The organism is Puniceicoccus vermicola (genome assembly GCF_014230055.1).
In the GTDB taxonomy this organism is placed as follows: Bacteria; Verrucomicrobiota; Verrucomicrobiia; order Opitutales; family Puniceicoccaceae; genus Puniceicoccus; species Puniceicoccus vermicola.
In genome coordinates this window covers 49,166-71,652 of record NZ_JACHVA010000134.1, presented here as the reverse complement: position 1 = coordinate 71,652, position 22,487 = coordinate 49,166, and the positions used below count along the sequence as shown (strand labels likewise).

At 57.2% G+C, this 22,487-nt stretch carries 23 protein-coding genes; 9 read left to right on the top strand and 14 right to left on the bottom strand.

The window, feature by feature from the left end; genetic code table 11:
* From H5P30_RS19105 to H5P30_RS19095, 3 genes are all read right to left on the bottom strand, one after another.
* A complete protein-coding gene (locus H5P30_RS19105; protein WP_185694515.1) occupies positions 1–546 on the bottom strand; it encodes a D-glycero-alpha-D-manno-heptose-1,7-bisphosphate 7-phosphatase in 546 nt (181 codons plus the stop codon).
* Entirely contained in the window at positions 546–1,562 is a 1,017-nt protein-coding gene (locus H5P30_RS19100; protein WP_185694514.1) for a bifunctional heptose 7-phosphate kinase/heptose 1-phosphate adenyltransferase, read from the bottom strand. The genes H5P30_RS19105 and H5P30_RS19100 overlap by 1 nt, the downstream gene beginning before the upstream one ends.
* An 85-nt stretch (positions 1,563–1,647) precedes the next feature.
* Complete coding sequence (locus tag H5P30_RS19095) at positions 1,648–2,760, bottom strand: M24 family metallopeptidase (protein ID WP_185694513.1); 1,113 nt, start codon at positions 2,758–2,760, stop codon at positions 1,648–1,650.
* Between the two features lie 169 nt (positions 2,761–2,929).
* Between H5P30_RS19095 and H5P30_RS19090 the strand changes: the two genes are divergently transcribed.
* The 4 genes from H5P30_RS19090 (at position 2,930) to H5P30_RS19075 (ending at position 4,884) form a co-directional block, all read left to right on the top strand.
* Entirely contained in the window at positions 2,930–3,451 is a 522-nt protein-coding gene (locus H5P30_RS19090; RefSeq protein WP_185694512.1) for a hypothetical protein, read from the top strand.
* A 34-nt stretch (positions 3,452–3,485) separates the two neighbouring features.
* Positions 3,486–4,037, top strand: coding sequence for a DUF192 domain-containing protein (locus H5P30_RS19085; protein ID WP_185694511.1), 552 nt, complete (start codon positions 3,486–3,488; stop codon positions 4,035–4,037).
* Positions 4,037–4,600, top strand: a complete 564-nt coding sequence (gene nusG, locus H5P30_RS19080; RefSeq protein WP_185694510.1) for a transcription termination/antitermination protein NusG — start codon at positions 4,037–4,039, stop codon at positions 4,598–4,600. Before H5P30_RS19085 ends, nusG begins: the two co-directional genes overlap by 1 nt.
* A 95-nt stretch (positions 4,601–4,695) precedes the next feature.
* Complete coding sequence (locus H5P30_RS19075; RefSeq protein WP_185694509.1) at positions 4,696–4,884, top strand: hypothetical protein; 189 nt, start codon at positions 4,696–4,698, stop codon at positions 4,882–4,884.
* A 704-nt stretch (positions 4,885–5,588) separates the two neighbouring features.
* Here the strand turns inward: H5P30_RS19075 and surE are convergent.
* The 3 genes from surE to prfB form a co-directional block, all read right to left on the bottom strand.
* Positions 5,589–6,365 carry a 5'/3'-nucleotidase SurE gene (gene surE / locus H5P30_RS19070; RefSeq protein WP_185694508.1) on the bottom strand — a complete coding sequence of 259 codons (777 nt, stop codon included), beginning with the start codon at positions 6,363–6,365 and terminating at the stop codon, positions 5,589–5,591.
* 78 nt (positions 6,366–6,443) lie between these two features.
* Complete coding sequence (locus H5P30_RS19065; RefSeq protein WP_185694507.1) at positions 6,444–7,829, bottom strand: Rossmann-fold NAD(P)-binding domain-containing protein; 1,386 nt, start codon at positions 7,827–7,829, stop codon at positions 6,444–6,446.
* A protein-coding gene (gene prfB, locus H5P30_RS19060; protein ID WP_221774414.1) for a peptide chain release factor 2 occupies positions 7,829–8,975 on the bottom strand; the annotation gives its coding sequence in 2 pieces (ribosomal slippage) (positions 7,829–8,902 and positions 8,904–8,975; 1,146 coding nt in all). Before prfB ends, H5P30_RS19065 begins: the two co-directional genes overlap by 1 nt.
* Before the next feature lie 130 nt (positions 8,976–9,105).
* Between prfB and H5P30_RS19055 the strand changes: the two genes are divergently transcribed.
* Positions 9,106–10,263: an AEC family transporter gene (locus tag H5P30_RS19055; protein ID WP_185694505.1), complete on the top strand. Its 1,158-nt coding sequence runs from the start codon at positions 9,106–9,108 to the stop codon at positions 10,261–10,263.
* Between the two features lie 150 nt (positions 10,264–10,413).
* On the opposite strand, the gene H5P30_RS19050 is transcribed toward H5P30_RS19055, so the two are convergent.
* The 7 genes from H5P30_RS19050 to H5P30_RS19020 all read right to left on the bottom strand — a co-directional run bounded on the left by H5P30_RS19050 (position 10,414) and on the right by H5P30_RS19020 (position 16,605).
* Positions 10,414–12,222 carry a phosphoenolpyruvate carboxykinase (GTP) gene (locus H5P30_RS19050; protein WP_185694504.1) on the bottom strand — a complete coding sequence of 603 codons (1,809 nt, stop codon included), beginning with the start codon at positions 12,220–12,222 and terminating at the stop codon, positions 10,414–10,416.
* Between the two features lie 66 nt (positions 12,223–12,288).
* The gene (gene yidD / locus H5P30_RS19045) at positions 12,289–12,558 is read right to left on the bottom strand and encodes a membrane protein insertion efficiency factor YidD (protein ID WP_185694503.1); all 270 of its coding nucleotides are present in this window, start codon (positions 12,556–12,558) and stop codon (positions 12,289–12,291) included.
* Between the two features lie 22 nt (positions 12,559–12,580).
* Positions 12,581–13,234 carry an outer membrane protein gene (locus tag H5P30_RS19040; protein WP_185694502.1) on the bottom strand — a complete coding sequence of 218 codons (654 nt, stop codon included), beginning with the start codon at positions 13,232–13,234 and terminating at the stop codon, positions 12,581–12,583.
* A gap of 72 nt (positions 13,235–13,306) precedes the next feature.
* The gene (creC, locus tag H5P30_RS19035; RefSeq protein ID WP_185694501.1) at positions 13,307–14,743 is read right to left on the bottom strand and encodes a two-component system sensor histidine kinase CreC; all 1,437 of its coding nucleotides are present in this window, start codon (positions 14,741–14,743) and stop codon (positions 13,307–13,309) included.
* Positions 14,740–15,444, bottom strand: a complete 705-nt coding sequence (locus tag H5P30_RS19030) for a response regulator (protein ID WP_221774413.1) — start codon at positions 15,442–15,444, stop codon at positions 14,740–14,742. Before H5P30_RS19030 ends, creC begins: the two co-directional genes overlap by 4 nt.
* Positions 15,445–15,463: 19 nt before the next feature.
* Complete coding sequence (locus H5P30_RS19025) at positions 15,464–16,030, bottom strand: shikimate kinase (protein WP_185694499.1); 567 nt, start codon at positions 16,028–16,030, stop codon at positions 15,464–15,466.
* Between the two features lie 35 nt (positions 16,031–16,065).
* Entirely contained in the window at positions 16,066–16,605 is a 540-nt protein-coding gene (locus H5P30_RS19020; protein ID WP_185694498.1) for a PGPGW domain-containing protein, read from the bottom strand.
* Positions 16,606–16,607: 2 nt separating this feature from the next.
* On the opposite strand from H5P30_RS19020, the gene H5P30_RS19015 reads away from it, so the two are divergent.
* The 4 genes from H5P30_RS19015 (at position 16,608) to rsmA (ending at position 20,855) form a co-directional block, all read left to right on the top strand.
* The gene (locus tag H5P30_RS19015) at positions 16,608–18,581 is read left to right on the top strand and encodes a sialate O-acetylesterase (protein WP_185694497.1); all 1,974 of its coding nucleotides are present in this window, start codon (positions 16,608–16,610) and stop codon (positions 18,579–18,581) included.
* 209 nt (positions 18,582–18,790) lie between these two features.
* The gene (locus H5P30_RS19010; protein ID WP_185694496.1) at positions 18,791–19,582 is read left to right on the top strand and encodes an indole-3-glycerol phosphate synthase TrpC; all 792 of its coding nucleotides are present in this window, start codon (positions 18,791–18,793) and stop codon (positions 19,580–19,582) included.
* Complete coding sequence (locus tag H5P30_RS19005; protein ID WP_185694495.1) at positions 19,579–20,037, top strand: hypothetical protein; 459 nt, start codon at positions 19,579–19,581, stop codon at positions 20,035–20,037. Before H5P30_RS19010 ends, H5P30_RS19005 begins: the two co-directional genes overlap by 4 nt.
* A complete protein-coding gene (gene rsmA, locus H5P30_RS19000; RefSeq protein WP_185694494.1) occupies positions 20,034–20,855 on the top strand; it encodes a 16S rRNA (adenine(1518)-N(6)/adenine(1519)-N(6))-dimethyltransferase RsmA in 822 nt (273 codons plus the stop codon). The genes H5P30_RS19005 and rsmA overlap by 4 nt, the downstream gene beginning before the upstream one ends.
* A 413-nt stretch (positions 20,856–21,268) precedes the next feature.
* Here the strand turns inward: rsmA and H5P30_RS18995 are convergent, their stop codons facing one another.
* Complete coding sequence (locus tag H5P30_RS18995) at positions 21,269–22,456, bottom strand: phospholipase D-like domain-containing protein (RefSeq protein ID WP_185694493.1); 1,188 nt, start codon at positions 22,454–22,456, stop codon at positions 21,269–21,271.
* Positions 22,457–22,487: the final 31 nt, after the last annotated feature.

The window sequence follows — 22,487 nt, the reverse complement described above, 5'->3', positions numbered from 1 at the left end:
TTAGTCCTCCGTAGTTTCTCCCGACAAGGCAAGGAGCCAGTCAGTAAAATGCAAGACCGAGGCAAAGGTCGGAACGCCGTCGCCCTCTGCATCCCGTGATTTTCCGATGCGGGCACTGTTCACCCCGGCCCGCCGCCCCGCCTCCACGTCACTTTCTTTGTCACCTACCATCCAGACCTGTTCCGGATCCAGCCCATGGAGGCTGATCATTTCCTCAAGATAGCGTGGAGAGGGTTTTCGATAAACCGGCTCGGGATCATCCGGAGACTCTGGAGCGATGCAAATCCCCTCGAATCCGGGGGAGAGTCCCAACCGTTTTTCAGTCTCCCGATTACAGGCCTCCGCGTCCGCCCTCTGGTAATATCCCCGACCAATCCCGCTCTGATTGGTAAAGAGAAAGAGTAGGTAACCCGCATCCCGCAAGCGCTGCAAAGCCTCGGAAGCCCCGGGAATCGGATCGACCTTCGACGGATCCGCCAAATACGGCACATTGTGGATCAAGGTGTCATCCCTGTCCAAAAACACCGCCTTCTTTCCAGGCTCCATCACGACATTACGGTTTCGGCGGCGGGATTGGCCAAATCCGGATGCAGGGCGAGGTACTCGAGAATCTCTTCGCTGGAAACGGTCGCGGTCCCCACTTTTCCCACCACCACTCCGGCCGCCAAGTTGGCGAGCCGCGCGGCTGACGGCAGGTCCGCCCCGGCCGAAAGGGCCAATAAAAGTGAAGCGATGACCGTATCTCCCGCGCCGGAAACATCGAACACCTGTCGGGCATAAGTGGGGATTAAGCGGTCGGGTTTCCCATCGCTGCTCAGGAGAATCCCATCCGCACCCAATGTGATGACCAAATGCCCCGGCTGATGACGCTCCCAGATCCGGGCACAAACCTCGGCAGCGGGAAACTCCCCACGCAGATGCGGCGAGAGCCCGGCCAGCTCGAGTGCTTCTGCCCGGTTAGGAGTCAGCAAATCCAGACCGGAAAAGCGCAGACGCCGCCGCGGCTTCGGATCGAGCGATACAGGAACGCCCTTCGACTCAGTTTTCTCGACCACCCACGCGATCAAAGCCTCCGAGATGGCCCCCTTTCCGTAATCGGAGAGCAGAACGGCATCGACCTGATTGATCGCGGACTCCAGTGATTCCAGAGCTGGACCCTGATCCAATCGGTAATCCTCGGGACCTCCCTCCCGATCGATTCGGCAAAGTTGCTGGTTTCGGACCATGATCCGGGTTTTGCGGATGGTCTGGCAGTCGCCTCCCACCAAACCGGGAATTCGCGTCACGCCAGCTTCCGATAAAATTTCTTCGAGCCGCTCCCCGCCCTCATCCTGGCCAGTCCAGCCCGCCAGCGAAGGAGCGCCGCCCAGAGAGGCCAGATTCAAGGCAACATTGGCCGCGCCCCCCGCAGCAAAGGAGTCCTTCGTCACGTCTACCACCGGAACCGGCGCCTCGGGAGAAATGCGGGAAGCATCGCCCCACACGTAGTGGTCGAGCATGATGTCTCCGATGACAAGAACCCGCCTCCCGCGGATCTTTTCCAGTAATTCTCTAATCTCCATGGTTTGCGTAAACGGTTCGAGGGCTTGCGGCGCTTTTGATTTCGTCACCCGCTGGTTTCAAGGATTAAGAAGGAAGTTGGCTGACTCAGGCAATCTCCCAGTCGTAGGGATGATCGGAGAGAAAAATGGAACCTCCCTCGCGAATGCAGACCACATCCTCGATCCGGCAGCCGCCGAGTCCACGAAAATAGAGGCCCGGCTCTACGGTGGTGACCATCCCCGCCTCCAAGCGATAATCCGTGCGAGAAACGCGGGGTTCCTCGTGGATTTCCAGGCCCAAACCGTGCCCGGTCCCGTGGAAAAACCCGAAATAGCCCCGCTCATTGCGTCCGGTGGTAAAGCCCTGGGAGTCGAAATAGGCAGTGACCCCATCGTGGATATCCTTTCCATTCACTCCCGTCTCCAGGCCCTCAATCGCCCGAACCTGGGCCTCTTTGACTGCGTTGACCAAGCGGCGTTGGTCCGAATTGGCAGTTCCTTTCAAGTAAGTCCGGGTCATGTCTCCGAAAAACCCGGATTGCTCATCCCGGGGGAAAATATCAACGATGATCAACTGCCCCGCAGGCAACGGCCCACTCCCTTGCTCGTGGGGATCACAGGCTTGGTCGCCTCCCGCAACAATAGTCCCGGCAGCAATGCATCCCTCCCGCAAACAATGAACGGCGATCACCGATCGGAGCGCTTCAGAAGTCAGGGGCGCCCCCTCATGGATTAAAATACCGCCTTCAACCGTCGATTCCCCGAGAATCTTTTCCACCTGCGAATACGCTCCCGAGATCACGCCGTTTACCCGTCGGATCGCCTCCTGCTCCGCCACCGACTTGATCAACCGGTCGCGACAAACAGGTCGATCCACAAACTCCAAAGGAAATTGCCCCTTCTCTTTCAACGCAAAAGCAGTGCGTCCTGGAAAATCCTCCGGCAAACGCAGCCGGGTCGCTCCGTATTCGCGGGCAAGCCAGAGAATCCGCTCCGCCAGATCCCCTCCCGTGCCGGACTCCTCGATAATCTCCTCGAGAGGAAGGACCTCGTCGAAACGGCTCTCCCGCTCTCCCCGGCTCAATTCCAGCGAAGACAAAACCGCCCGGCGCTTGCCATCGATCTCAAATGCCAAAAAGGCATCGGGAGCGTGAAAACCTCCAAAGTGAAGGAGATCGGCATCTTTTTCCGGGGAAGAGTAGAAAACAGTAAAATCCATAAAGCGCTCAGTTCAGTAAAATGAAAAACGATAGACGCCCGGAGCGGGACTCGGCAATGCCACAGTGGCCCGGGCGGAGAAACGGCTGAGAACCAAAACGGCAATTACGCCAGAAGACTGCCAAAAAGGAGCGCAGGTGGGCGCTGAAGCAACCCACCCACTGTGGGGCATGGCTTCAGCCTTGCCCGCGCAAACTCGGCAATCCTCCCCGAAGGCCAAAAGTGACCTTCAGCCTGACCGATCCGTTCAAGGCATTACGTGGTGGGTGCTGAAGCAACCCACCCACTGGGGGGCATGGCTTTCAGCCTTGCCCGCGCAAACTCGGGAATCCTCCCCGAAGGCCAAAGGTGACCTTCAGCCGAACCGATCCGTTCAAGGCATTACGTGGTGGGCACTCAAGCAACCCACCCGCTGTGGGGCATGGCTTTCAGCCTTGCCCGCGCAGACTCGGGAACCCTCCGCGAAGGCCAAAGGTGACCTTCAGCCTGACCGATCCGTTCATGACACTGCCTGGTGGGCGCTGAAGCGACCCACCCACTGTGGGTATATCCTGCATGCCTTGCCCTCTCGGTCCATTGCACAGCAAGGCGAATCGAAGTCTGATGACCCCTCCTTTCTCGAAAAAGGTTGCACCGCCAACAAGACAAGGGCCATTTTCGGCTCCCACTCTCCAAAGAACCCGCTTCATTGACCTCGCCCCTCTTTCTCATTTAAACAAGACACCAATGAACTCCTCCTCCAGCAAGACCTCCGGCATGAAGCGGTTGCCTGCGATCCTCCTCCTCACTTGCTGCGTACTCCTTTCCGGCTGTGACCTTTTCGGACCCAGTGCCCCGGAATCCCGCTACTTTTCGATCCCGATTGCCAATCGCCCCGCCGATCTCGAGCTGGCGCTAACCATCTCCGAACGCCAACAGGGCTTACAAAAACGACTGGAGCTCGGAAAGGACGAAGGGATGGCCTTCCTTTTTGAACGACCGCAACAAGCGAGCTTCTGGATGAAGAATACCGAGATTCCGCTCGATATTGGCTATTTCACCGGAGACGGCATTCTGCGGGAAATTCATCAAATGTTTCCAAACGTCGAGGTTCCAGTGAAATCATTTCGTGACGACATCGTCATCGCGGTTGAAATGAACAAAGGTTGGTTCCGCAAAAAGGGCATCAAACCCGGAGATTCGATAGACTTGCAACGCCTCATGCGCGCCATCAAAGCCCGCGGGGAGAACCCGGCAGACTACGCACTGCAAACCAGCCGAAGCCTCGGACTCGAATAATGAATCAGGACGCCGAACAGTCGGCGACCGCTGAGGACGCCGAAGAATTCTGGTATTGCCTCCGCAGCCAGACCAAAAAAGAGCACCTAGCCGCAGCCCAAATCCGCCACCGGATTGGAATTGAGGTTTTCGCTCCCCGCATCACGTTCACTAAAAAGACGAAACGGGGCAAAGTTCGCTTCACGGAAGCCCTCTTTCCCGGCTATCTCTTCTGCTACTGCCACATCGAGACGCACCTCCGGCACTTGCTCTCCATGCCCGGCATTCTGGCCGTGGTCCGCTACGGGAATCGCATTCCTCCCATTCCCGGCGAGTTCATCCAAGAACTCAAAGACCGTATCCCCGCTGAAAATTTCGAAACCCCGGACCCGGTGATCGAAGTTGGAGCCCCGGTCACCGTCATCGATGGTCCCTTCAAGAATTTACAAGCCGTCGTCACCCAAGTCCTCGGAGCCCGGGACCGCGTCCGCATCCTCTTGGAATTCCTCGGTCGCCAGGCGGAAATCGAAGTCGCCTCCCACTCCGTATTTCGGGACGACCACAAGCCTAAAGAAGGCTTCTGAGGGAAGAGAGGTTCACTGTTTCTCTCGCACAACGCGCGAAAAGAGCTGGCGAACTGTCACGGGTGTAATACCGAATTTAGGAAGTTTTGATAGTTATGGCGGGATGGGAAACGAGTCTGAGCGAGGCGGCCCAATTGGAGGCGGGTCTGCGACCCGTGCCATTTGGGCTAACGCTGCTCAGGCTCATTTCCCGCCCGTCCCAAGGGGATGCGCCCAGAATCGAAGGTCGCGGCGTTGCAGGGATTGGAGCGTATCTCAATACGAACCCGATCCCTGCGCCTTGAGCTGCTTCGATTCTGCGCTGCACCATAACGGTCAAAACTTACTAAATTCGGTATAAAATCTTTGCGTATTTCCGTACCCGCTCAGCTTCAGCTGCGCGGCTGGTGTCGCCGATTGACTACGAGACTCATCCGGGGATGAGCTTGCCTCACACAAAAGTGTCTCTCCAAGACCAATTCGCGGTAGGCGCTGAAGCGACCTACCCACTGTGGGGCATGGCTTCAGCCTTGCCCGCGCAGGTTCAACAATGCACCCGACCGGGCTGAGGATTGCCTCACACAAAAGTGTCTCTCCAAGACCATTCGCGGTAGGCGCTGAAGCGACCTACCCACTGTGGGGCATGGCTTCAGCCTTGCCCGCGCAGGTTCAATAAAACACCCGACCGGGCTGAGGATTGCCTCACACAAAAGTGTCTCTCCAAGACCAATTCGCGGTAGGCGCTAAAGCGACCCACCCACTGTGGGCATGGCTTTCAGCCTTGCCCGCTCAAGCTCAACAATGCACCCGACCGGGCTGAGGATTGCCTCACACAAAAGTGTCTCTCCAAGACCAATTCGCGGTAGGCGCTGAAGCGACCTACCCACTGTGGGGCATGGCTTCAGCCTTGCCCGCACAGGTTCAACAATGCACCCGACCGCGAGCTTCCCCCACCGCAGGAGGGGCAACTCGGAAGGTGCAGCTGGAGCTGCGGCCCTACTTGGCGAGCTTACTCGGGGACACCGAGAATGGTAAAGTCGATCAACGAGTGGCTGATTTCGCCGTCTTCGAGAGCGCCGACATCGGTCCCCGGACGGTCGTCGGGGAGGATGCCTTGACGATACCGGAAGACAAAGTCCTCGCCCTGCCGTTCGAAGAGGCCTGCCATTTTCATGTTCACCGGCACCGTGCGCCGGATCGGAGTTTCGGCAGTTACGCCGACGGGAAAATTGATGTTGTGCACCGTGCCCTGACGGGAGAACCACTCGCCGCGAATGAGGCTTGAGACCATTCGTCGGGCGTGGGCTGCGGAATTTTCCAAACTCTCAAAATAGTCTCCCTCAACAAATCCCTTGGAGATGCGAACTTTTTCAAAAATCTCCTGAGGAATGATCTTACTGAACGCGATGGCCGGAATGTCGCTGAATGAACCCTCCAGGGCGCCGGCAATCGTTCCGGAACTGAGCACGAGAGGCACCGTCGTATTAAAACCGAGGTTAATCCCCGAGATTACGGCAGCGGGACGTTTTTCGACCAAATGCTCGAGTCCGATATTGACGCAATCCGTCGGCGTGCCGCCGATACGCCACCCTGGGCACCCCAGCGAATCATCCGGCTTGGCCGATACGGTTCCCTGACGGGAAATCCCCCGCCCGATCCAGCTCTGTTCGCTGGCCGGAGCCACCACCGTCACCGAGAACTCTTCAAGAAGGCGATCGACGAGAACGCGGAGAAAAAACGAGTCAAACCCGTCATCGTTAGTGACCAAAACTTCCTTCTTTTCCATGCCCCTACCGATAGCTCATCCCCTTCGGAGTAGCAAGAGCTCCCTCAAGGAGTCTCTCCGACAAACCGCAACACCGACTCAGGCCTCGCGGGCGGGCAAGAGCGTCGCCTCGCTCATCCCGTGGATGATCTTTTTATCCGCGGGACAGACTGTGGAGAGGACTCCCTCGAGCTGATAGTCGTTTTCTCCTTTGCGGAAAAAGAACGGGCAAAGCCGCACCCGGCCCTCCATGGATCGCGGCTCATCGGAGTCACCATAAACGGGATGCCGGACACGCATCGGCTTCTGGAAACGTTGGAGGATGTGAAGATTCTCCTCACCATCCCGCATCGCCTGCCGGAGGGCCGCAGTCCATGCTTCGCGGGAAACATCGCTTCCGAGAACGACACTTCGGGCGCCCCAAGCGGTTTCATGATAACCGCTCACCTTCAAAATCAAACTCCGCTCCTTCTGCGAACCGCCTCCCAGCTCTTCCCAGGAGGATATGGGCAGCCCACCGACCGTCGGAGCGTGCAGAAAGGCGTTTGCGGGCACCGGCTCCGGGTCAACCACCCAAGACTCCGGCACGATTTGGAAGAGCAATCGACGCACCTTCTTCGGGAGATTCTCATCCCAATACGCCTTGAGCTTCGGATGGTGGAGAAGGCCTAAGTTCAACTTCTCCTCCTGATAATGCTTCATCGGCGGAGTCACCTTCACGGTGTCCGCTTCCACAGCCCGCATCAGCCCTTCTCCCCAAGCAAAGCTGGGCAGGTCAAACAACTCCCAGAAACGATAGAGGACGTCGATCTTCTCGGGATTTCCGTCGAGAGAAGCACAGACCGTATCGCCGAGGATCATGAGTTCGTCTGGATGAAAGACGAAAATCCGACGCCCCTTGCGCTGCAGCTGACTCGCCAACCACTCCATTTCCGGACGATAGGTTTCGGCCTCATCACTGACAACCAGAGCCACGAACGGATTCTGATAGGAATCGAGGTCTCCGGTCAGAGCCCGGAAAAATGCTTCCGGGATCTGATCCTCCGATTCCACGACTCCTCCATCTTCCCGATAGAGGTCATTGAGGAAACCGGTCAAACCGATGCCACCCGGAACCGCATCGATCTCCGTCAGGCAGAAACCGTCCTCGGTCAAGAGAAGGTCCGGACGAATGATCGCCGGCAACTCATTCTTCAACGCAGAATGCTTACCGTGGTTGAGAAGCGAATCCGGCTTTCCCCGATCCAGATAATCCAACACCCAGTCGGCTTTGAGATCCCCGTTGCGGAGGATCCTTCGCCCCTCACCTACCCGCCGATACAACCGCTCGACGGCGAGCTGAAACTCGGCCAGCGCCGGACCAATCTCGCGAATGGTCTGCAGCTGTTTCTCGTCCAGAGGGAAGGCCTCGGGAGATACGACCCAAGTCTTGTCTGCAAAGAGAGAGGTTTCACTGAATGCTTTTTCTAGATCGGGTTTCTTCATCAGTCTGCTTCTGTTGCGGCAGCCGCCGAACGGCCGATTGGTCCTCCAGCCCGCAGCCATGCGTGAATGAAGGGATCAAGTTCGCCATCCATCACCCCCTGCACATTCGAGGTTTCCTGACCGGTTCTCAGGTCTTTGACCATCTGATACGGCTGGAAGACGTAGTTGCGAATCTGGTTTCCCCAGGCAATTTCCCCCTTCTCGCCGTAGAATTTTTCCATCTCCGAGCGTTTCTCATCCTGCATCTGTTCGTAGATACGGGACTTGAGGATCTTCATCGCCGTGCCCTTGTTCTTGAGCTGTGAACGCTCGTTTTGGCAGGCGACCACAATCCCGGTCGGCAGGTGGGTCAAACGCACTGCGGAATCCGTCTTATTGACGTGTTGCCCCCCCTTTCCACTGGCGCGATAGGTATCGACCCGCAGATCTTCATCGCGGATATCCAGATCGATATCATCGTCAATCTCAGCAATGACATCGACCGAACAGAAGGAAGTGTGGCGGCGTTTATTCGAGTCGAACGGGCTGATCCGCACCAACCGGTGAACCCCGCGCTCGGCCTTGGAAAAGCCGTAAGCATTGTCACCGGCGATTCGCATGGTGACCTTCGAGATTCCCGCTTCTTCCCCGGACTGCAGGTCCTGGATTTCCACTTCGAACCCCGAACGCTCCGCCCAACGGGAATACATCCGGAAAAGCATGTCCGCCCAATCGCAAGACTCGGTTCCCCCAGCACCTGCATGGACGCTGAGGATCGCATTCTTGGAGTCATGGGGCCCACTGAGAAAGGACTGCAACTCGAGCAAATCAATCTTCGACTGCAGTTTATTCGTGAGCTCCTCACATTCCGCAGCCGCCATTTCGGCGTCATCGCCCTCTTCTTCATCGGCGAGCTCGGCCATGGTTTTCACGTCGTCGACTTCCGTCAGGAGAGTCTCCATCTTCTCGACGAGGCGCTTCATACGGCTCACTTCACCGGTAAGCTTTTGCGCCGCGTCATTGTCGTCCCAAAAGGACGCATCCGCCATTTTTTCTTCGGCGGCAGCTATCGATTGTTTCTTTTTATCGACGTCAAAGATACCTCCAGAGATATCCAGCACGCTTGTGCAGTTCTTCGATTTGGGAAAGAAGTTCGGGTGTGATCATAAAGTTTTTAGAATGATGAGGTTTGCGAAAGATGCAATCCAGCCCCTGAATTCATTGGCACATCGCCGACTCGGTCAAACCTGAATCGATTTTCTACCAGGCAACGGATTGGAACGGGTAATGAGCGCTCGTGGGACGCATATCCCCGTACCCGCTCAGCTTTAGCTGCGCGGCCAGTGCCACCGGACGGCTGCGAACTTCATCCGAGAAATATCTGGAAATCTGGCGGAGAGGCAACCGAGAAGGCGCAGCTGAAGCTGCGGCCCTACTCCGACCAACCGAAAACCGACCAACCGACCAACAGACAACCGATAACCGTCTTGCCGCCCTGCCCCTTCGTTGTTGCTCTACCGACATGGGTCACGCCTTCCACACCTTATTTCCGGTTTTTGCCATCATTGCCCTCGGCTATCTATTGGCGGTGCGGGGGTTTTTGTCCCAATCCTTTCTGGCCGAACTCAACCGACTGCTGTTCTGGGTCGGCCTGCCCTGTCTGATTTTCTTCACCCTGGCGAAAGCACCGGGATTCCCGGAGGAGACGGTGAAGGTCTTTTCCGTCTTCACCCTGTCCACAGTTCTCCTCATTGGACTGGGGATTTTCACGGCAAAGCTGCTGAAGCTTCCCCATGAGCGGAAGGGCACCTTCCTCCAAGCCGCCTTTCGTGGAAATCTTGCCTATGCGGGACTGCCCATTCTCCTTTACGCCACCCGCAACGATCCGGCATCGGAATCGGTCATCGCACAGGCCATCTTTGTTTTCGCTCCGACCATGATCGTCTACAATGTCTTGTCGGTCTTCTTTCTCGAAGCCAGCCGCACTGGTCAGGTCCGCGGCAACCTGCTCTCCATCGTCAAAAAGGTCGCAACCAATCCCCTGATCCTCTCGGCGATTGCCGGAATCCTGGCCTACCTGCTTCCGGTGTCGTTACCCGCGCCCGTGCTCGATTCTCTGGATCTGGTAGCCCAGCTCGCAGCTCCCGGATCGCTACTCTGCGTCGGAGGCGGGATGGCGGCGGTCTCGCTTAAAGGACGCTACCGAAGCGCCCTTTTTGCTACGACCCTGAAAGTAGCGATCCTGCCAGCGCTCTCTTTCCTGCTCTCGATGCTCTTCGACCTCAATTCGCATTCTCTCCTCATCCTCCTCGTTCTCAGTTCCTGCCCGACCGCCGTCGCGAGCTATGTCATGGCCAAGGAGATGGGTGGAGACGAGGCACTAGCCTCCGGTGCGATCGTTCTCAGCACTCTTCTCTGCGTCCCCTCGCTGGCGATTATCCTGGCTTCGGTGTAGGGAGAGACTGCCGCGATTGGGACATTCGCCCTCCCATGATCAAATTACTCCCTCCCCAAAAATAGAAAACTCCCGGCCCTTACGGACCGGGAGCTAACTACCACTAACTCACTCTTTCTCATTTGGGTTTCTCAGGCCCAAAATTCTGTTCTACATGCGGCTGATAATCAGCTCGCGCTCGAAAATCATTTGGCGCGGAAGATAATCTCCCAGTTGGAGGAAGAGTTCCTCATGCTGGAGACTTTGCATTTTGATGCGCTCGCGGTCGACGGTCATCAGCTCGTCCCACTCCTCTTCGGAGAAATCCAAGCCCTTCCAGTCGAAGTCCTGATAGCGGGGCATCCAACCGATCGGCGATTCGAAGCCGGTCGAGTTTCCGTGAACACGGCCGATGCACCACTTGAGCACTCGCATGTTTTCGCCAAAGCCGGGCCAGATGAACTTGCCCTCGGCACTCTTCCGGAACCAATTGACGTGAAATATTCTCACTGGCGGCGACAGGCGCTTACCCATCTTCAGCCAGTGGCGGATGTAATCGCCCATGTTGTATCCGCAGAACGGCAACATTGCGAATGGATCGCGGCGCAGCTTGCCCACCGTGCCTTCCGCAGCGGCGGTCAATTCAGACCCCATGGTCGCACCGAGGTAAACCCCGTGGATCCAGTTAAAGGATTGGAAGACCAGCGGAATGTCGTTCATCCGGCGTCCACCGAAGAGGAATGCATCAATCTTCACACCTTCCGGTTTTTCCCAGTCTTCATCAATGATCGGACAATTTTTGGCCGGTGCGGTGAAGCGAGAATTTGGGTGGGCTGCGGGGGTCTCCGAATCAGGAGTCCAGTCGTTGCCCCGCCAATCAATCAGATGAGCCGGGGTTTCCCGGGTCATCCCCTCCCACCATACGTCGCCGTCGTCGGTCAGGGCGCAATTGGTGAAAATCGCATCCCGGTCGCAGGACCGCATGGCGTTCGGATTGGTATCATCCGAGGTGCCCGGAGCCACTCCGAAGAAACCGGCTTCGGGATTAATCGCCCGTAGCTCGCCCTTCTCGTCGGGTTTGAGCCAAGCGATGTCGTCGCCGATGGTACTGATCTCCCAGCCTTCGTCCCGGAAGGGCTTCGGCGGGATCAACATGGCAAAATTGGTCTTTCCGCAGGCGCTCGGGAAAGCGGCGGCGACGTGCGACTTGCGTCCGGAGGGCTCCTTCACCCCGAGAATCAGCATGTGCTCGGCCATCCAGCCCTCTTCGTGGGCCATCACCGAAGCAATGCGCAAGGCGAAGCACTTCTTCCCGAGGAGAGCGTTGCCGCCATAACCGGATCCGAAAGAAAGAATCAGGCGCTCCCGCGGGAAATGGGCGATCGTCGTGTCCTCGGGATTGCAGGGCCACAAGACATCTTCCTGCCCTTCGGCGAGGGGAGCCCCGACCGAGTGGACGCATTTGACGAAATCACGGCTCTTGCCGAGTACTTCCCAGACCTTGAGGCTCACCCGCGTCATGATGTGCATGTTGCAAACCACGTAGGGCGAGTCGGTAATCTCGATCCCTATTCGGGAAATGGGCGAACCCACGGGCCCCATCGAGAACGGGATGACGTACATCGTCCGGCCCTTCATGCAGCCGTCGGCGAGTTTGTTCATCTTCTCCGCCATCTCATCCGGATGCATCCAATTATTGGTCGGTCCGGCGCCGTCAGGATTCAAAGAACAAATAAAAGTGCGCGATTCCACACGAGCGACGTCGCGGGGATCGGAACGGAAGAGGTAACTATTGGGACGCTTTTCTTCGTTGAGTTTGGTGGCCATTCCGCTGGCGACCATCCCTTTCATCAAGCGGTCAAATTCGTCTTTGGAGCCATCGCACCACTCTACCCGATCGGGTCCGCACAGACGAACAATACTGTCGACCCAGCGGGTGACGTATTTGTTGTTGGTTGGATTCTGTGGTTCAATGCTCATTTAAGCCCTCTAATGTTGAAACTATGGTTATCATTAGTATTTCTTACGTCAATTGTATTCTGATATTCATTTTGCTTTTTCTTCATCGGCCTTCTTTTCCCCAAGATCAGCCTCTGGGACGGGGTCCCATCCATGCCCTCCCCAAGGGTGGCATCGGCATATCCTACAGATTGCCAGCCAGCCTCCCTTCCAGGCACCGTGAACCCGCACGGCTTCATCGGCATACTCCGAGCAGGTGGGCACGTAGCGACAGGTCGCATGCATCCCAAACATTGCTCGAACCGGAGTGAGAACCACTCGATAGAATCCAATCAGGCAGCGGAGAAGAAAAGCCATCGCGCCCGATCCGGCGAAGAAATTAGAACTCGATGCGAACGGAAAGTTCGAAGATATCGTTCCGTTCGGTGTCCATCTTCACGTCCACGCTTCCGTCATTGAAAGTGTCGTCGCTCAACCAGAGAGAACGGTATCCGGCCCGCAGGTTAGCCCGCTCGGTGAGATCAACCCCGATTCCAGCAAAGAAGGCATAAGTGAAGACCGCGCCGGAATCATCCACCGACTGCCCCAGCGGGCTGGTTCCCTTAATGTCGATGTAGGAGATACCGGCTCCACCGCCCCCATAGAGGAACAATCCGGTGTTCGAGAGAGGTATGTTCACCCGCATATTGACCATCATTGGCAGGTTCTTGGTCTTCGCCGTTCCGTTCTCGAAACCATATTTCACACCGTTGTCGATTTGCCAGTAAGTGGCTTCGAATTCCACATCAGTGGAGATATAATAAGGCTCAGGTCCTTGAAATTTCCATCCGACGCGAACTCCTCCACCCAGAGTACCGTCGGTGTTATTATCGACCCACATTCCAACCGCGCTGACGTAGGTGTTCCGCCAGATCGTTTCGGGTTCCATCATTTCGTCCTCCATCGGATCCAGTTCCATATCCACCTGGGCGGCGAGGGGACTCAAAGAGAGTGCAGCGAGAAGGGAGTAAGAGAGCGTGTTTTTCATAGTCATTTAAGAAACTTTGTTCTTACAAACGATCCTATCTGGTTACGAGGACATTCTGCTCACCGCGCGCGAGGGCTCTCAGCGCCCAACCTCGAAGGTCCACTCGACCCGAGTCCCGCCGCTCTCCGGACACTCCAGAACGATCCTGGCCCCATGCAGTTCGGCAATCTCGCGGGCCAGAGAGAGTCCCAGACCGGAGCTTTTGCGCCCGCCCTCTGGACGCGGCAATGAGAAAAGTCGTTCAAAGACGCGTTCGCGGGCATAATCCGGAACGCCCGGACCTTCATCCATTACCACCACGGTTAACCCGTCTTGCCCGGCTTCGAAACGAACCGTGACCGTCCCACCGTTCGGCGAAAACTCGATGGCATTCTGCAAAACACTTCCCATTGCCGTTCGCAGGAGACCGCGGTCTCCTCTCACTACCAGCTTCTTTTCGCCGTCCAGCTCAATCCGAACTCCCCGACTCCCCGCATAGGCCTGATATTCCGAGAGGATCTCTCGCCACAAAGGAACCAAATCCACATCGGCAAGAAGGCCGAGAGAGTCCATTCCCTCGAGTTCGCTCAGGACCAACATCTGGTCGACCACACGCTGAATGCGGGCAGTCTCCGACTGGATATGTCCGATGAACCGCTTGCGATCCTTCTCCGGAGGATCCTCCGCCAGAATCTCAGCTGCAGAGCATAAGCCCGACAACGGACTCTTGATCTCATGGGTCAAGTTGGCGACGTAGGTCTCGACATACTTTTTCCCCTCCAGGCCTTTTCGCATCTCCTCAAAAGCCGCATGCAAACGACGAATCTCGGTCGACCCGCCCGGCGGCGGCACGGGAGAGCGCTCCCCTTTGCGGATCCGTTGGGCGTGCGCGGTCAAACGCTCCAGAGGACGGGAGAGCCAGTACGACAAACCGATGACCATCGCTAGGGCGCACACGGCCAAGACTACGGCACCGAGCAAAATATGCCGACGACTCTCCTCCATGAAACGGAAGGGCCAATCAATCGGCTTCACAACCGTGACCACCGCCACCAATTCTTCGCCCGCCTTAATCGGAGCCGCAACGTGTAGGAGAGAGCTCGAGGGGTCGGCAGGATCCAAGCGAGTCGAGCGCGCGCCATATTCACCCTTGAGGGTCCGGGCCACATCGATCCAGCCGGAATAGTCCTGCCCTTCCTCCTCGGGCCGATGAGAGTGGAAGCGAACGACCCCCGCAGCATCCGTCACATAAAATCGCAGGTCCGAGGAGAACTTTTCCGAATCGTAAATCCTCGCGTAGAAACGACCTTCGCGAAGGTCGTTTGCCGAATTGTGAAGCTGGTTGTAATTCCATTCTTCCTGCTTCATCTCATTCTGGATCATCGCCGCCAACAACCGCGAGGTATCCACCAAATTCTCCTCCACCACCTTCAGGTAGGAGGGCCGAATCTCATCCGTCGTCCAACGATAGAAGAAACCGACAACCAAGACCCCGATCAACGAGAAGGTCAGGATGAACAAAGTGCGAATCTTCACGCGCCTACCTCCGTCAGGTTCGGATTCAGGGAATATCCCAAGCCCCGATGCGTCCGAATGACCTCGGTCTCAGGAGCGATCTGCCGAAATTTCGCTCTCAGATTTTTAACGTGCGAATCGATCGTCCGGTCGAGACTGGCCCCAGGATCTTCCCAAGCCGCCTCCAACAGAAGATCCCGCGAGTAAACACGCCCTGGCCGGGATTCCATCGTCGCCAAAAGGCGGAACTCGCTGGCCGACACGGTCACAGGCTCTCCATTGAGAAAAACACAGGCTCTTTCGCGATCCACGCGGAGCCCGACGAATTCAACCGAAGCCGAAGCTTCCTCCTCCCTCGCCCCTGCCATCCGCAGCAGATTTCGAATCCGCGCCGTTAACTCACGGGGACTGAAAGGCTTCGTCACATAGTCACCTCCGCCGATTTCAAGGCCCACGACCCGGTCGACCTCAGAGGAGCGAGCGGTCAGAAACAAGACCGGCCCCGCAAAATGGGTCCTGAGCTCGCGGCAGAAATCAAACCCGTTCCCATCCGGCAGCCCCACGTCCAGGACCACAAGCGAAACCTGCGTATCTGACATCGCACGACGAGCTTCTCCCACCGTGGAGACCGACACGGAATCGATGCCCTCGGTCCGCAAAGCATAGCCGACCGACTCGCGAATGGAGGGCTCGTCCTCAATAACTAATACCTTGCCCTTCACCACAGATAAACTTCTCGAATCAGTGTTCTTTGGATACCGGCGTCCCGGAACAATGCGCCCGATAAATCCGCAAGACCGCATCCCGCACGTCCGCGAAGGAGCGACCGTCGGTCGAAACTGCCAAATCCACCTTGCGGTAGATCGGATCGCGCTTCGCCATCAACTCCCGGATTCGGGCCTCCGGATCCTCAACCGCAAGAAGGGGTCGATTCTTATTCCGAGAGGTGCGGTCCAAAACCGTCTTCACGGAGGCAAAGAGAGCGACAAGAACTCCACGGCTCTCCACCAGCTCGATCATCCCCTCGGGAACAACCAAACCTCCCCCGCAAGCGACCACACAGCCCTCCGCGGGATGACCCTCCTGAATGAAGCGTTTCTCGCACTCTCGAAACCACGCCTCTCCTTTCTCGGCAAAGATCTGCGGAATTTTCATCCCTACATCTTTCTCAATCCAGCGATCCGAGTCGATAAAGCGGTATTTCAAGGTACGGGAGAGCTCGCGGCCAATCGAACTCTTCCCCGTTCCCATAAAACCGGTGAGGTAAAGATTCGGCCGAACCGCAGGATCTGTCGTATTATCCGCCATATACGCATTCACGTTCTTCCGCGTGCCATCGTGAGTCAAGGGTGAGCCGGATCAGGAATCTCCAAGGGGGGACGGTTGGCCTTCCGGCGCATCCAATCAACCGTCTTCCGGATTCCCTTCCGCCGCACGAGAGAGAGCTGCCAGCGCCGCTTGGCCGGAAAATCCACCAGACTGATCCCGAGCAAGATGGAGAGAAGGCCCTGCCCCGGGAGAAAAAGCATGAGAAATCCGGCGAAGAGAAAGATCCCCCCCAAAGCGTTTTTGAGGATTTTGCGCAATACGCTCAAAGGGTTGGTCCATTGGACCGAAGGAGGCTCCCGAACAAAGAAATCCTGAGGGAGATAGGCGACGACGAGAGGAATGACCAACAAGGAGCCGATAAAGAACAGCACGCTGCTGATCCCCAAGACGGTGAGAATCGTCTGATTTTCCTCAAGAATTTGCGAAATATCCACCGCGATACGATGGAGAGTCGGCTGACTCCCCGCAAGCTTCGGAAGCGGCCCGAGCCGTTTTCGGGGCAAAAGGTTCTCATTGCCATCATGGATACGGATCGTAAAGTCTGCCGCTTTCATCGATGATCAGGATTCCCCTTCAATCTGTCTCAGCCCTTTTGGTGCTGATCCTGCAACCCTTCGCCTACGGAGAGCTAAAGCTACCGCACCTCCTCAGCGACCACATGGTTGTCCAGCACGACCAACCCACCCACTTCTGGGGATGGGGTGAAGCCGGAGAAACCGTCTCCGTAACCTTCGGTGAGAAGACTGGATCGACCGCCGTCGAGGAAGACGGCACCTGGAGTCTTGAGATCCCCCCTCCCCCGGCTGGTGGCCCCTACCAGGCAACCATTCAGAGCCAAAGCGAATCGATCACCCTCAAGGACATTCTTTCGGGGGAAGTCTGGGTGGCCTCCGGACAGAGCAACATGGCTTGGAAGCTCGACCGCGCACAAGACTCCAAAAAACACATCGCCGAGGCCGATCTTCCCAAAATCCGCAGCTTCAAAGCCCCCAAAACAATCGCCTATACGCCCAAGGACGACATTTCCTCCACTTGGAGGGTCGCCAGCCCGAACACCGTAGCTGGCTTCTCGGCCGTAGCGTGGTTCTTCGCCAAAGAAATCCATGAAACCCAGAAGGTCCCTGTCGGCATCCTTCAGTCCGCATGGGGAGGCACCTATGTCGAAGCCTGGACCCCCTTTCCGGTGCTGAAAAAGATCAACCCGAAGCTCCAGGCGCCGGCGACGACCTCCGAGTTCACCCCGGAAGAAAGAGACGCGATCCTTGCCCAGTACGAAACGGTCAAACATATTCAGGATCCAGGAAACCGCGGCGCACTCCTCGGCTGGCAATTGAACCATTTCGACGATAAAGATTGGCCCGAGATGACCCTTCCCGGCTCCATCGAGGGCGAAGGTCATGCCGTCGATGGAGCTTTTTGGTTTCGCCGGGAAGTCAAAATCCCCCCCAACTGGAAGGGGAAAGACCTCATCCTCTCGCTCGGTAAAATTGATGACTACGACGTAGTCTGGGTCAATGGAGTCCAAATCGGTGAAACCGGTCCCAAGGACGAAGATCCGTGGCTGATTGAGCGCCGCTACACCATTCCCGCCAAAGTGATTGCCAAGTCCGAGGGACAACCAATTCTGATCTCCATCCGCGTCTTCGACCGATATGGCATTGGGGGCTTCACCGGCAAAGAATCCGACCTCTTCCTCAAGCCAGTCGAACCCAACGACAAGGAAAAAGCCATCTCCCTCACCGGGACTTGGAAGTACTTTTTCGAAACCCAATCGCCCGACCTGAGCCAGAGCAGCATCATTGGGACACTGACCAATCACCCGAACCAGCCCGGAGTCCTTTTCAACGGAATGATTCACCCACTCCTGCCCTACCCCATCCGGGGAGCCATCTGGTATCAGGGCGAGTCCAACGCCGGCCACCCCGAGGAGTATGCGACGATCTTCCCCGCGATGATCGAGTCCTGGCGCGAGCTTTGGAAGGTGGGCGATTTCCCCTTCTTCTACGTCCAGCTCGCTTCATTCAAAGACCCGCAGAACATTCCCTCGGAAGGCGGATGGGCCCTCATTCGCGAAGCCCAGCAAGCCGCCCTCCTCCTCCCCAATGTCGGCGAGGCGATCATCCTCGACGCCGGAGAGGCCGACGACATCCATCCACGCGACAAGGTCACGCCAGGACACCGCCTCGCCCTCCAAGCCCGCAAAACAGTCTACGGCGAGGACATTCCCTTCTCCAGCCCCTACCTGCAGTCCTGGGAGACCGAAGGCGCAACCATCCGTCTCCATTTCTCTCCGGTGTATGAAGGACTCGAAGTCCCCAAGGATAGCAAACTGGACGGTTTCGCCATCCAGGGCGAAGATGACACTTGGTACTGGGCCGACGCCAAAATCGTCTCCCCGGACACAATTGAGCTCTCCCATCCGGAAGTCACCGCCCCACAAGCTGCCCGCTACGCCTGGGCCAACAACCCCCGGGCGAACGTCACCAACAGCGAAGGCCTCCCCCTCAGCCCCTTCCGCACCGATCGGTAGAACGTTCCATCGGTAAGGGATTCTCCCTCTGTTTTGGCAGGGGCGGCAAGAGGGCTAGCCTTCCGATCAGCGCGAAGAAGTCTCTGTTTCACGTCACTCGGTTGGACAATGAGTCGTCCCCCGCCCGATTGAAATCCCCTGCCCAGACCACCGGGCTTCAATTACGCTCGCCCTGATCCTCTCGCCTCCTCTAAAAACGGAGATTCAGCATGTCCGATAAGCTTACAGAGATTATGGCGCACAAGCGCATCGAGATTCGCGACCGGGTTCGTCCGGTGCGCGAGGAAGAATTGTCCCGTTTTGCCGCAGGTGACACCGGACGGCTTAGCCGTGCTCTCCGCGACAGTGAAGAGATCGCCGTCATTGCTGAAATCAAACGCCGCTCTCCCTCCGCCGGGGACATTTCGGCCGGACTCGATGCGGTGGAACAGGCCCGGCACTACATTAATGGCGAAGCCGACGGCCTCTCCATCCTCACCGATGAGAAATATTTTGGCGGAAGCCTTCGCGACCTCTGGGATGTCACCGATTTTCTCCGCGACCGGGGCCGCCCAACTCCCTGCCTCCGCAAAGACTTCATGGTCGATCCGATCCAGGTTCTGGAAGCCGCGGAAGCTGGCGCCTCCGCCATCCTCCTCATCGTCCGCGCCCTTTCGATCGATGAGCTGAAACGTCTTCGGGAAGCCGCAGACCTCGCCGGGCTGGACAGCCTTTACGAGATCCATTCTGAAGAAGAGCTGGAAACGGCCCTATCTCTGGATCCCCGCATTGTCGGCGTCAACAACCGCGACCTCTCCCGCTTCGTCACCGATCTGGCCCTCTCCGAAGCGCTCATCCCGCAAATCCCCGACGACATTGTCACCGTCAGCGAGTCCGGCATCTTCACCGGAGAAGACGCCGGCCGCGCCCGCGAAGCTGGGGCCGATGCCATCCTCGTCGGCGAAGGCTTGGTCCGCGCCGAAGATCCCGCTGCCCTCATTCGTGAATTTAAAGAGGCGTGAATCGGTGGGCCGTGACGCGGTTGAACGTTGAGAGTCGGATGTCGCTACTTCGCTATCCCAAGATTCGCTCACTCTGCGGCGGGCTGAAGTGCGGGAGCCGGGCGCTGAAGCAACCCACCCACAGTGGGGCATGGCTTCAGCCTTGCCCACGCACACTCCGCAACGGACAACTGTTGTTCTCGGAAAGCCTTCCGCAAAGCGGCACCGCTTCCCTCATTCGCTGGTGGGCGCTAAAGCAACCCACCCACAGTGGGGCACGGCTTCAGCCTTGCCCACGCACACACCGCAACGGAAAACCGTTGTTCTCGGAAAGCCTTCCGCAAAGCGGCCACGCTTCCCTCATTCGCTGGTGGGCGCTAAAGCAACCCACCCACAATCCGCGGTTCCCGAATGAATTCCGCGCTCCACTCGAGACCCTCTTCACGAGGACAAGTCGCATCCTCTCCCAGCGATGAGTGCCGACTCCCCCAGCCGAGTTCGGGCGATCCTGGATGAGCTCGAGATCCGCCCGGAAAAACGCCTCGGACAAAATTTTCTCTGCGACGGAAACTGGATCCGCAAAGCCGTCGAATCCCTCCCTTCAGAACTCCCAGTCGTCGAAGTTGGGCCGGGCATCGGTGCCCTGACCGAGGCAACTCTTGACCGAGGGCACGAAGTCTGGGCCGTGGAAGTCGACGCCCGCCTCTGCCGCTACCTTTCTGAAAAATTCTCCGACCGTCCCTTCCATCTCCTCGAGGCCGACGCAGTCTCCCAACCCCTCGGAGATTTTCCGGAAACCAATTCCTCTTTTGCCCTGCTCTCCAATCTCCCCTTCGCCATCACCTCTCCCTGGCTGGACAGTCTTCTCAAGCCGGAACGAAGTCTCCCGGATTTCGTAGCCCTCATTCTACAGAAAGAAGGCATGGATCGCACCATGGCCCGCCCCGGCGAAAAGACCTACGGCCCCACCGCGATCCGGATGACCCTCGCCTACGAGTTTCAAACGAGCTTCAACGTTCCCCGCTCCGCCTTCCATCCCCAGCCGACCATCGAATCCCGATTCGGGACTTGGGTTCGACAGGAATGCCCGCGGCTGCTTTCTGGCGCAGCCGTTACTCTCCTCCGCCAGTTCTTCGGTCAACGCCGCAAAATGATCCGCCAGGGAATGAAGCAATGGCTCGAGGCAGAGGAAGCTGAGCGCTGGACCGAAGCATTGACCCAAAACAACCTAGCCCCCACCGCCCGCGCCGAAGAGATACCACCGAAACTCTGGTGGAAACTACTGGAGGGATAGGCTAACCCAATTGCCCTCTGTGGTCGCACGGCCGACGGAAAGGAGCGCAGTGCTTTCGCCCGCGACCAGCTGTTAGGAGAGCGTTAGGCCGACTTCCATCCCATGAGCAAGGTCCGACCTACTCGCCCACTGTTCATTGCGATCCGCTCTAATCCGTCGCGAAAGGCACAATCGCCGGATTTCCTCGAAAGCAAAGCCAATTCAAAACGAAAGACTAACGAAGAATTCGCGGGCGAAAGCACCGCGCTCCTCGGTGTTCTCTTTGGGAGCGCGGTGCTTTAGCCCGCGTGCGCAGGATTGGAAATGCATCCTACAGGCCCAAGGAGAAATCCTCTCCAACCTGTTCCGCTCAAACCATTACGTGACAAGCGTCCCGCTAAGTGCGAATAACCCTCCCACGGGTAAAAACCAATCTATAGCTGACTCTTAAACGCGCGCACGAATCGTTCCGTGATTCGCTTCCACCAAGGTCGATGCGCCCAGCTCCCCTCATTTTCCTGATGGGCGTGCTTCAGATCCTCTTCAAAATGTCCCTTTAGTTCCTCGTGTCGCGACTTCGAAAATACTGCGATAACGATTTCGGCATCTCGTCGCTGCGAGCGCTGATTAAAGTTCGCCGAACCAATAATGCTGGTCTCCCCGTCGACCAGCATCAACTTCTGGTGCATCATCGTCTGATCATAGCGGTGGATTTCCACCCCACCTTCGAGAAGGCTCTCAAAGGTCTTAGCGGCGGCATACCACTCGAAGCGGCGATCCAAATGCGGCCCGGGAAGAAGGATCTTCACTTCAACCCCTTCCTTCGCCTTTTCACAGAGCAGATCCACCATCGGCTCGTCGATGACGAAGTACGGCGTCGCGATCCAGAGAGTTTTTCGCGCCTGCCCAATGATTCCCCGCATCATGTTGGCGACATCGCTCCCCGTATCCCGTGAGATCGAGCGTAGAACAAGAATCTGATCCTCACCTTTCTGCGGTTGATCGTCTCCATTCGTATCGAATTTCGGAAAATCTCCAGGAGCCGCTTCGATCCAGTTATCCCAAAAGGAACCGATGAGTCCATCCACGGCCGGGCCTTCGACACGGACATGGGTTTCGCGCCATTCGTCCGGGTTACGGGCATTCCCCTCCCACTCCTTGGCAATCCCCACTCCTCCGGTGTAGGCCACCCGATTGTCGCAAACCAGAACCTTGCGGTGCGTACGGTTATCGTAGCGCCAAATTTTCATCGAAGAAAAGGGCCGAAACCACCGGACATCCACCCCCTCTTCGATCATCGTCTCCACTAATCCGTCGTCCATTGAAGAGGCTCCAAAGGAATCCAAAAGCACTCGAACAACCAGTCCCTGTTTGGCCTTCTTACCCAAGGTGGTGGCAAACTCCGTAGCGATATCTCCCTTCCAATAAACGAAAGTCAAAAACTCGATACTATGCTTCGCCTCCTCAATATCCTGCAGCATCGCCGGAAAGATCTCGCAGCCATTCCGCAAAAATGTTAGATCGTTTCCCTCGGTGGAAGGAATCCCGAGGAGCTTCTCCAGATAACAGCGATGATTGGCTATCCCATCCGAAGATGAATGTGTCGGTTCAGCTTGAGTCATAGCAATAAAAGTTTCAGTGAGTTGATCGCAA

What these genes read in the sequence shown, in the direction of transcription:
- H5P30_RS19105 (WP_185694515.1), bottom strand. Translation starts at nt 546, where the DNA reads ATGGAGCCTGGAAAGAAGGCGGTGTTTTTGGACAGGGATGACACCTTG.
- H5P30_RS19100 (WP_185694514.1), bottom strand. Translation starts at nt 1,562, where the DNA reads ATGGAGATTAGAGAATTACTGGAAAAGATCCGCGGGAGGCGGGTTCTT.
- H5P30_RS19095 (WP_185694513.1), bottom strand. Translation starts at nt 2,760, where the DNA reads ATGGATTTTACTGTTTTCTACTCTTCCCCGGAAAAAGATGCCGATCTC.
- H5P30_RS19090 (WP_185694512.1), top strand. Translation starts at nt 2,930, where the DNA reads ATGGCTTCAGCCTTGCCCGCGCAAACTCGGCAATCCTCCCCGAAGGCC.
- H5P30_RS19085 (WP_185694511.1), top strand. Translation starts at nt 3,486, where the DNA reads ATGAACTCCTCCTCCAGCAAGACCTCCGGCATGAAGCGGTTGCCTGCG.
- nusG (WP_185694510.1), top strand. Translation starts at nt 4,037, where the DNA reads ATGAATCAGGACGCCGAACAGTCGGCGACCGCTGAGGACGCCGAAGAA.
- H5P30_RS19075 (WP_185694509.1), top strand. Translation starts at nt 4,696, where the DNA reads ATGGCGGGATGGGAAACGAGTCTGAGCGAGGCGGCCCAATTGGAGGCG.
- surE (WP_185694508.1), bottom strand. Translation starts at nt 6,365, where the DNA reads ATGGAAAAGAAGGAAGTTTTGGTCACTAACGATGACGGGTTTGACTCG.
- H5P30_RS19065 (WP_185694507.1), bottom strand. Translation starts at nt 7,829, where the DNA reads ATGAAGAAACCCGATCTAGAAAAAGCATTCAGTGAAACCTCTCTCTTT.
- H5P30_RS19050 (WP_185694504.1), bottom strand. Translation starts at nt 12,222, where the DNA reads ATGAGCATTGAACCACAGAATCCAACCAACAACAAATACGTCACCCGC.
- yidD (WP_185694503.1), bottom strand. Translation starts at nt 12,558, where the DNA reads ATGGCTTTTCTTCTCCGCTGCCTGATTGGATTCTATCGAGTGGTTCTC.
- H5P30_RS19040 (WP_185694502.1), bottom strand. Translation starts at nt 13,234, where the DNA reads ATGACTATGAAAAACACGCTCTCTTACTCCCTTCTCGCTGCACTCTCT.
- H5P30_RS19025 (WP_185694499.1), bottom strand. Translation starts at nt 16,030, where the DNA reads ATGGCGGATAATACGACAGATCCTGCGGTTCGGCCGAATCTTTACCTC.
- H5P30_RS19020 (WP_185694498.1), bottom strand. Translation starts at nt 16,605, where the DNA reads ATGAAAGCGGCAGACTTTACGATCCGTATCCATGATGGCAATGAGAAC.
- H5P30_RS19015 (WP_185694497.1), top strand. Translation starts at nt 16,608, where the DNA reads ATGATCAGGATTCCCCTTCAATCTGTCTCAGCCCTTTTGGTGCTGATC.
- H5P30_RS19010 (WP_185694496.1), top strand. Translation starts at nt 18,791, where the DNA reads ATGTCCGATAAGCTTACAGAGATTATGGCGCACAAGCGCATCGAGATT.
- rsmA (WP_185694494.1), top strand. Translation starts at nt 20,034, where the DNA reads ATGAGTGCCGACTCCCCCAGCCGAGTTCGGGCGATCCTGGATGAGCTC.
- H5P30_RS18995 (WP_185694493.1), bottom strand. Translation starts at nt 22,456, where the DNA reads ATGACTCAAGCTGAACCGACACATTCATCTTCGGATGGGATAGCCAAT.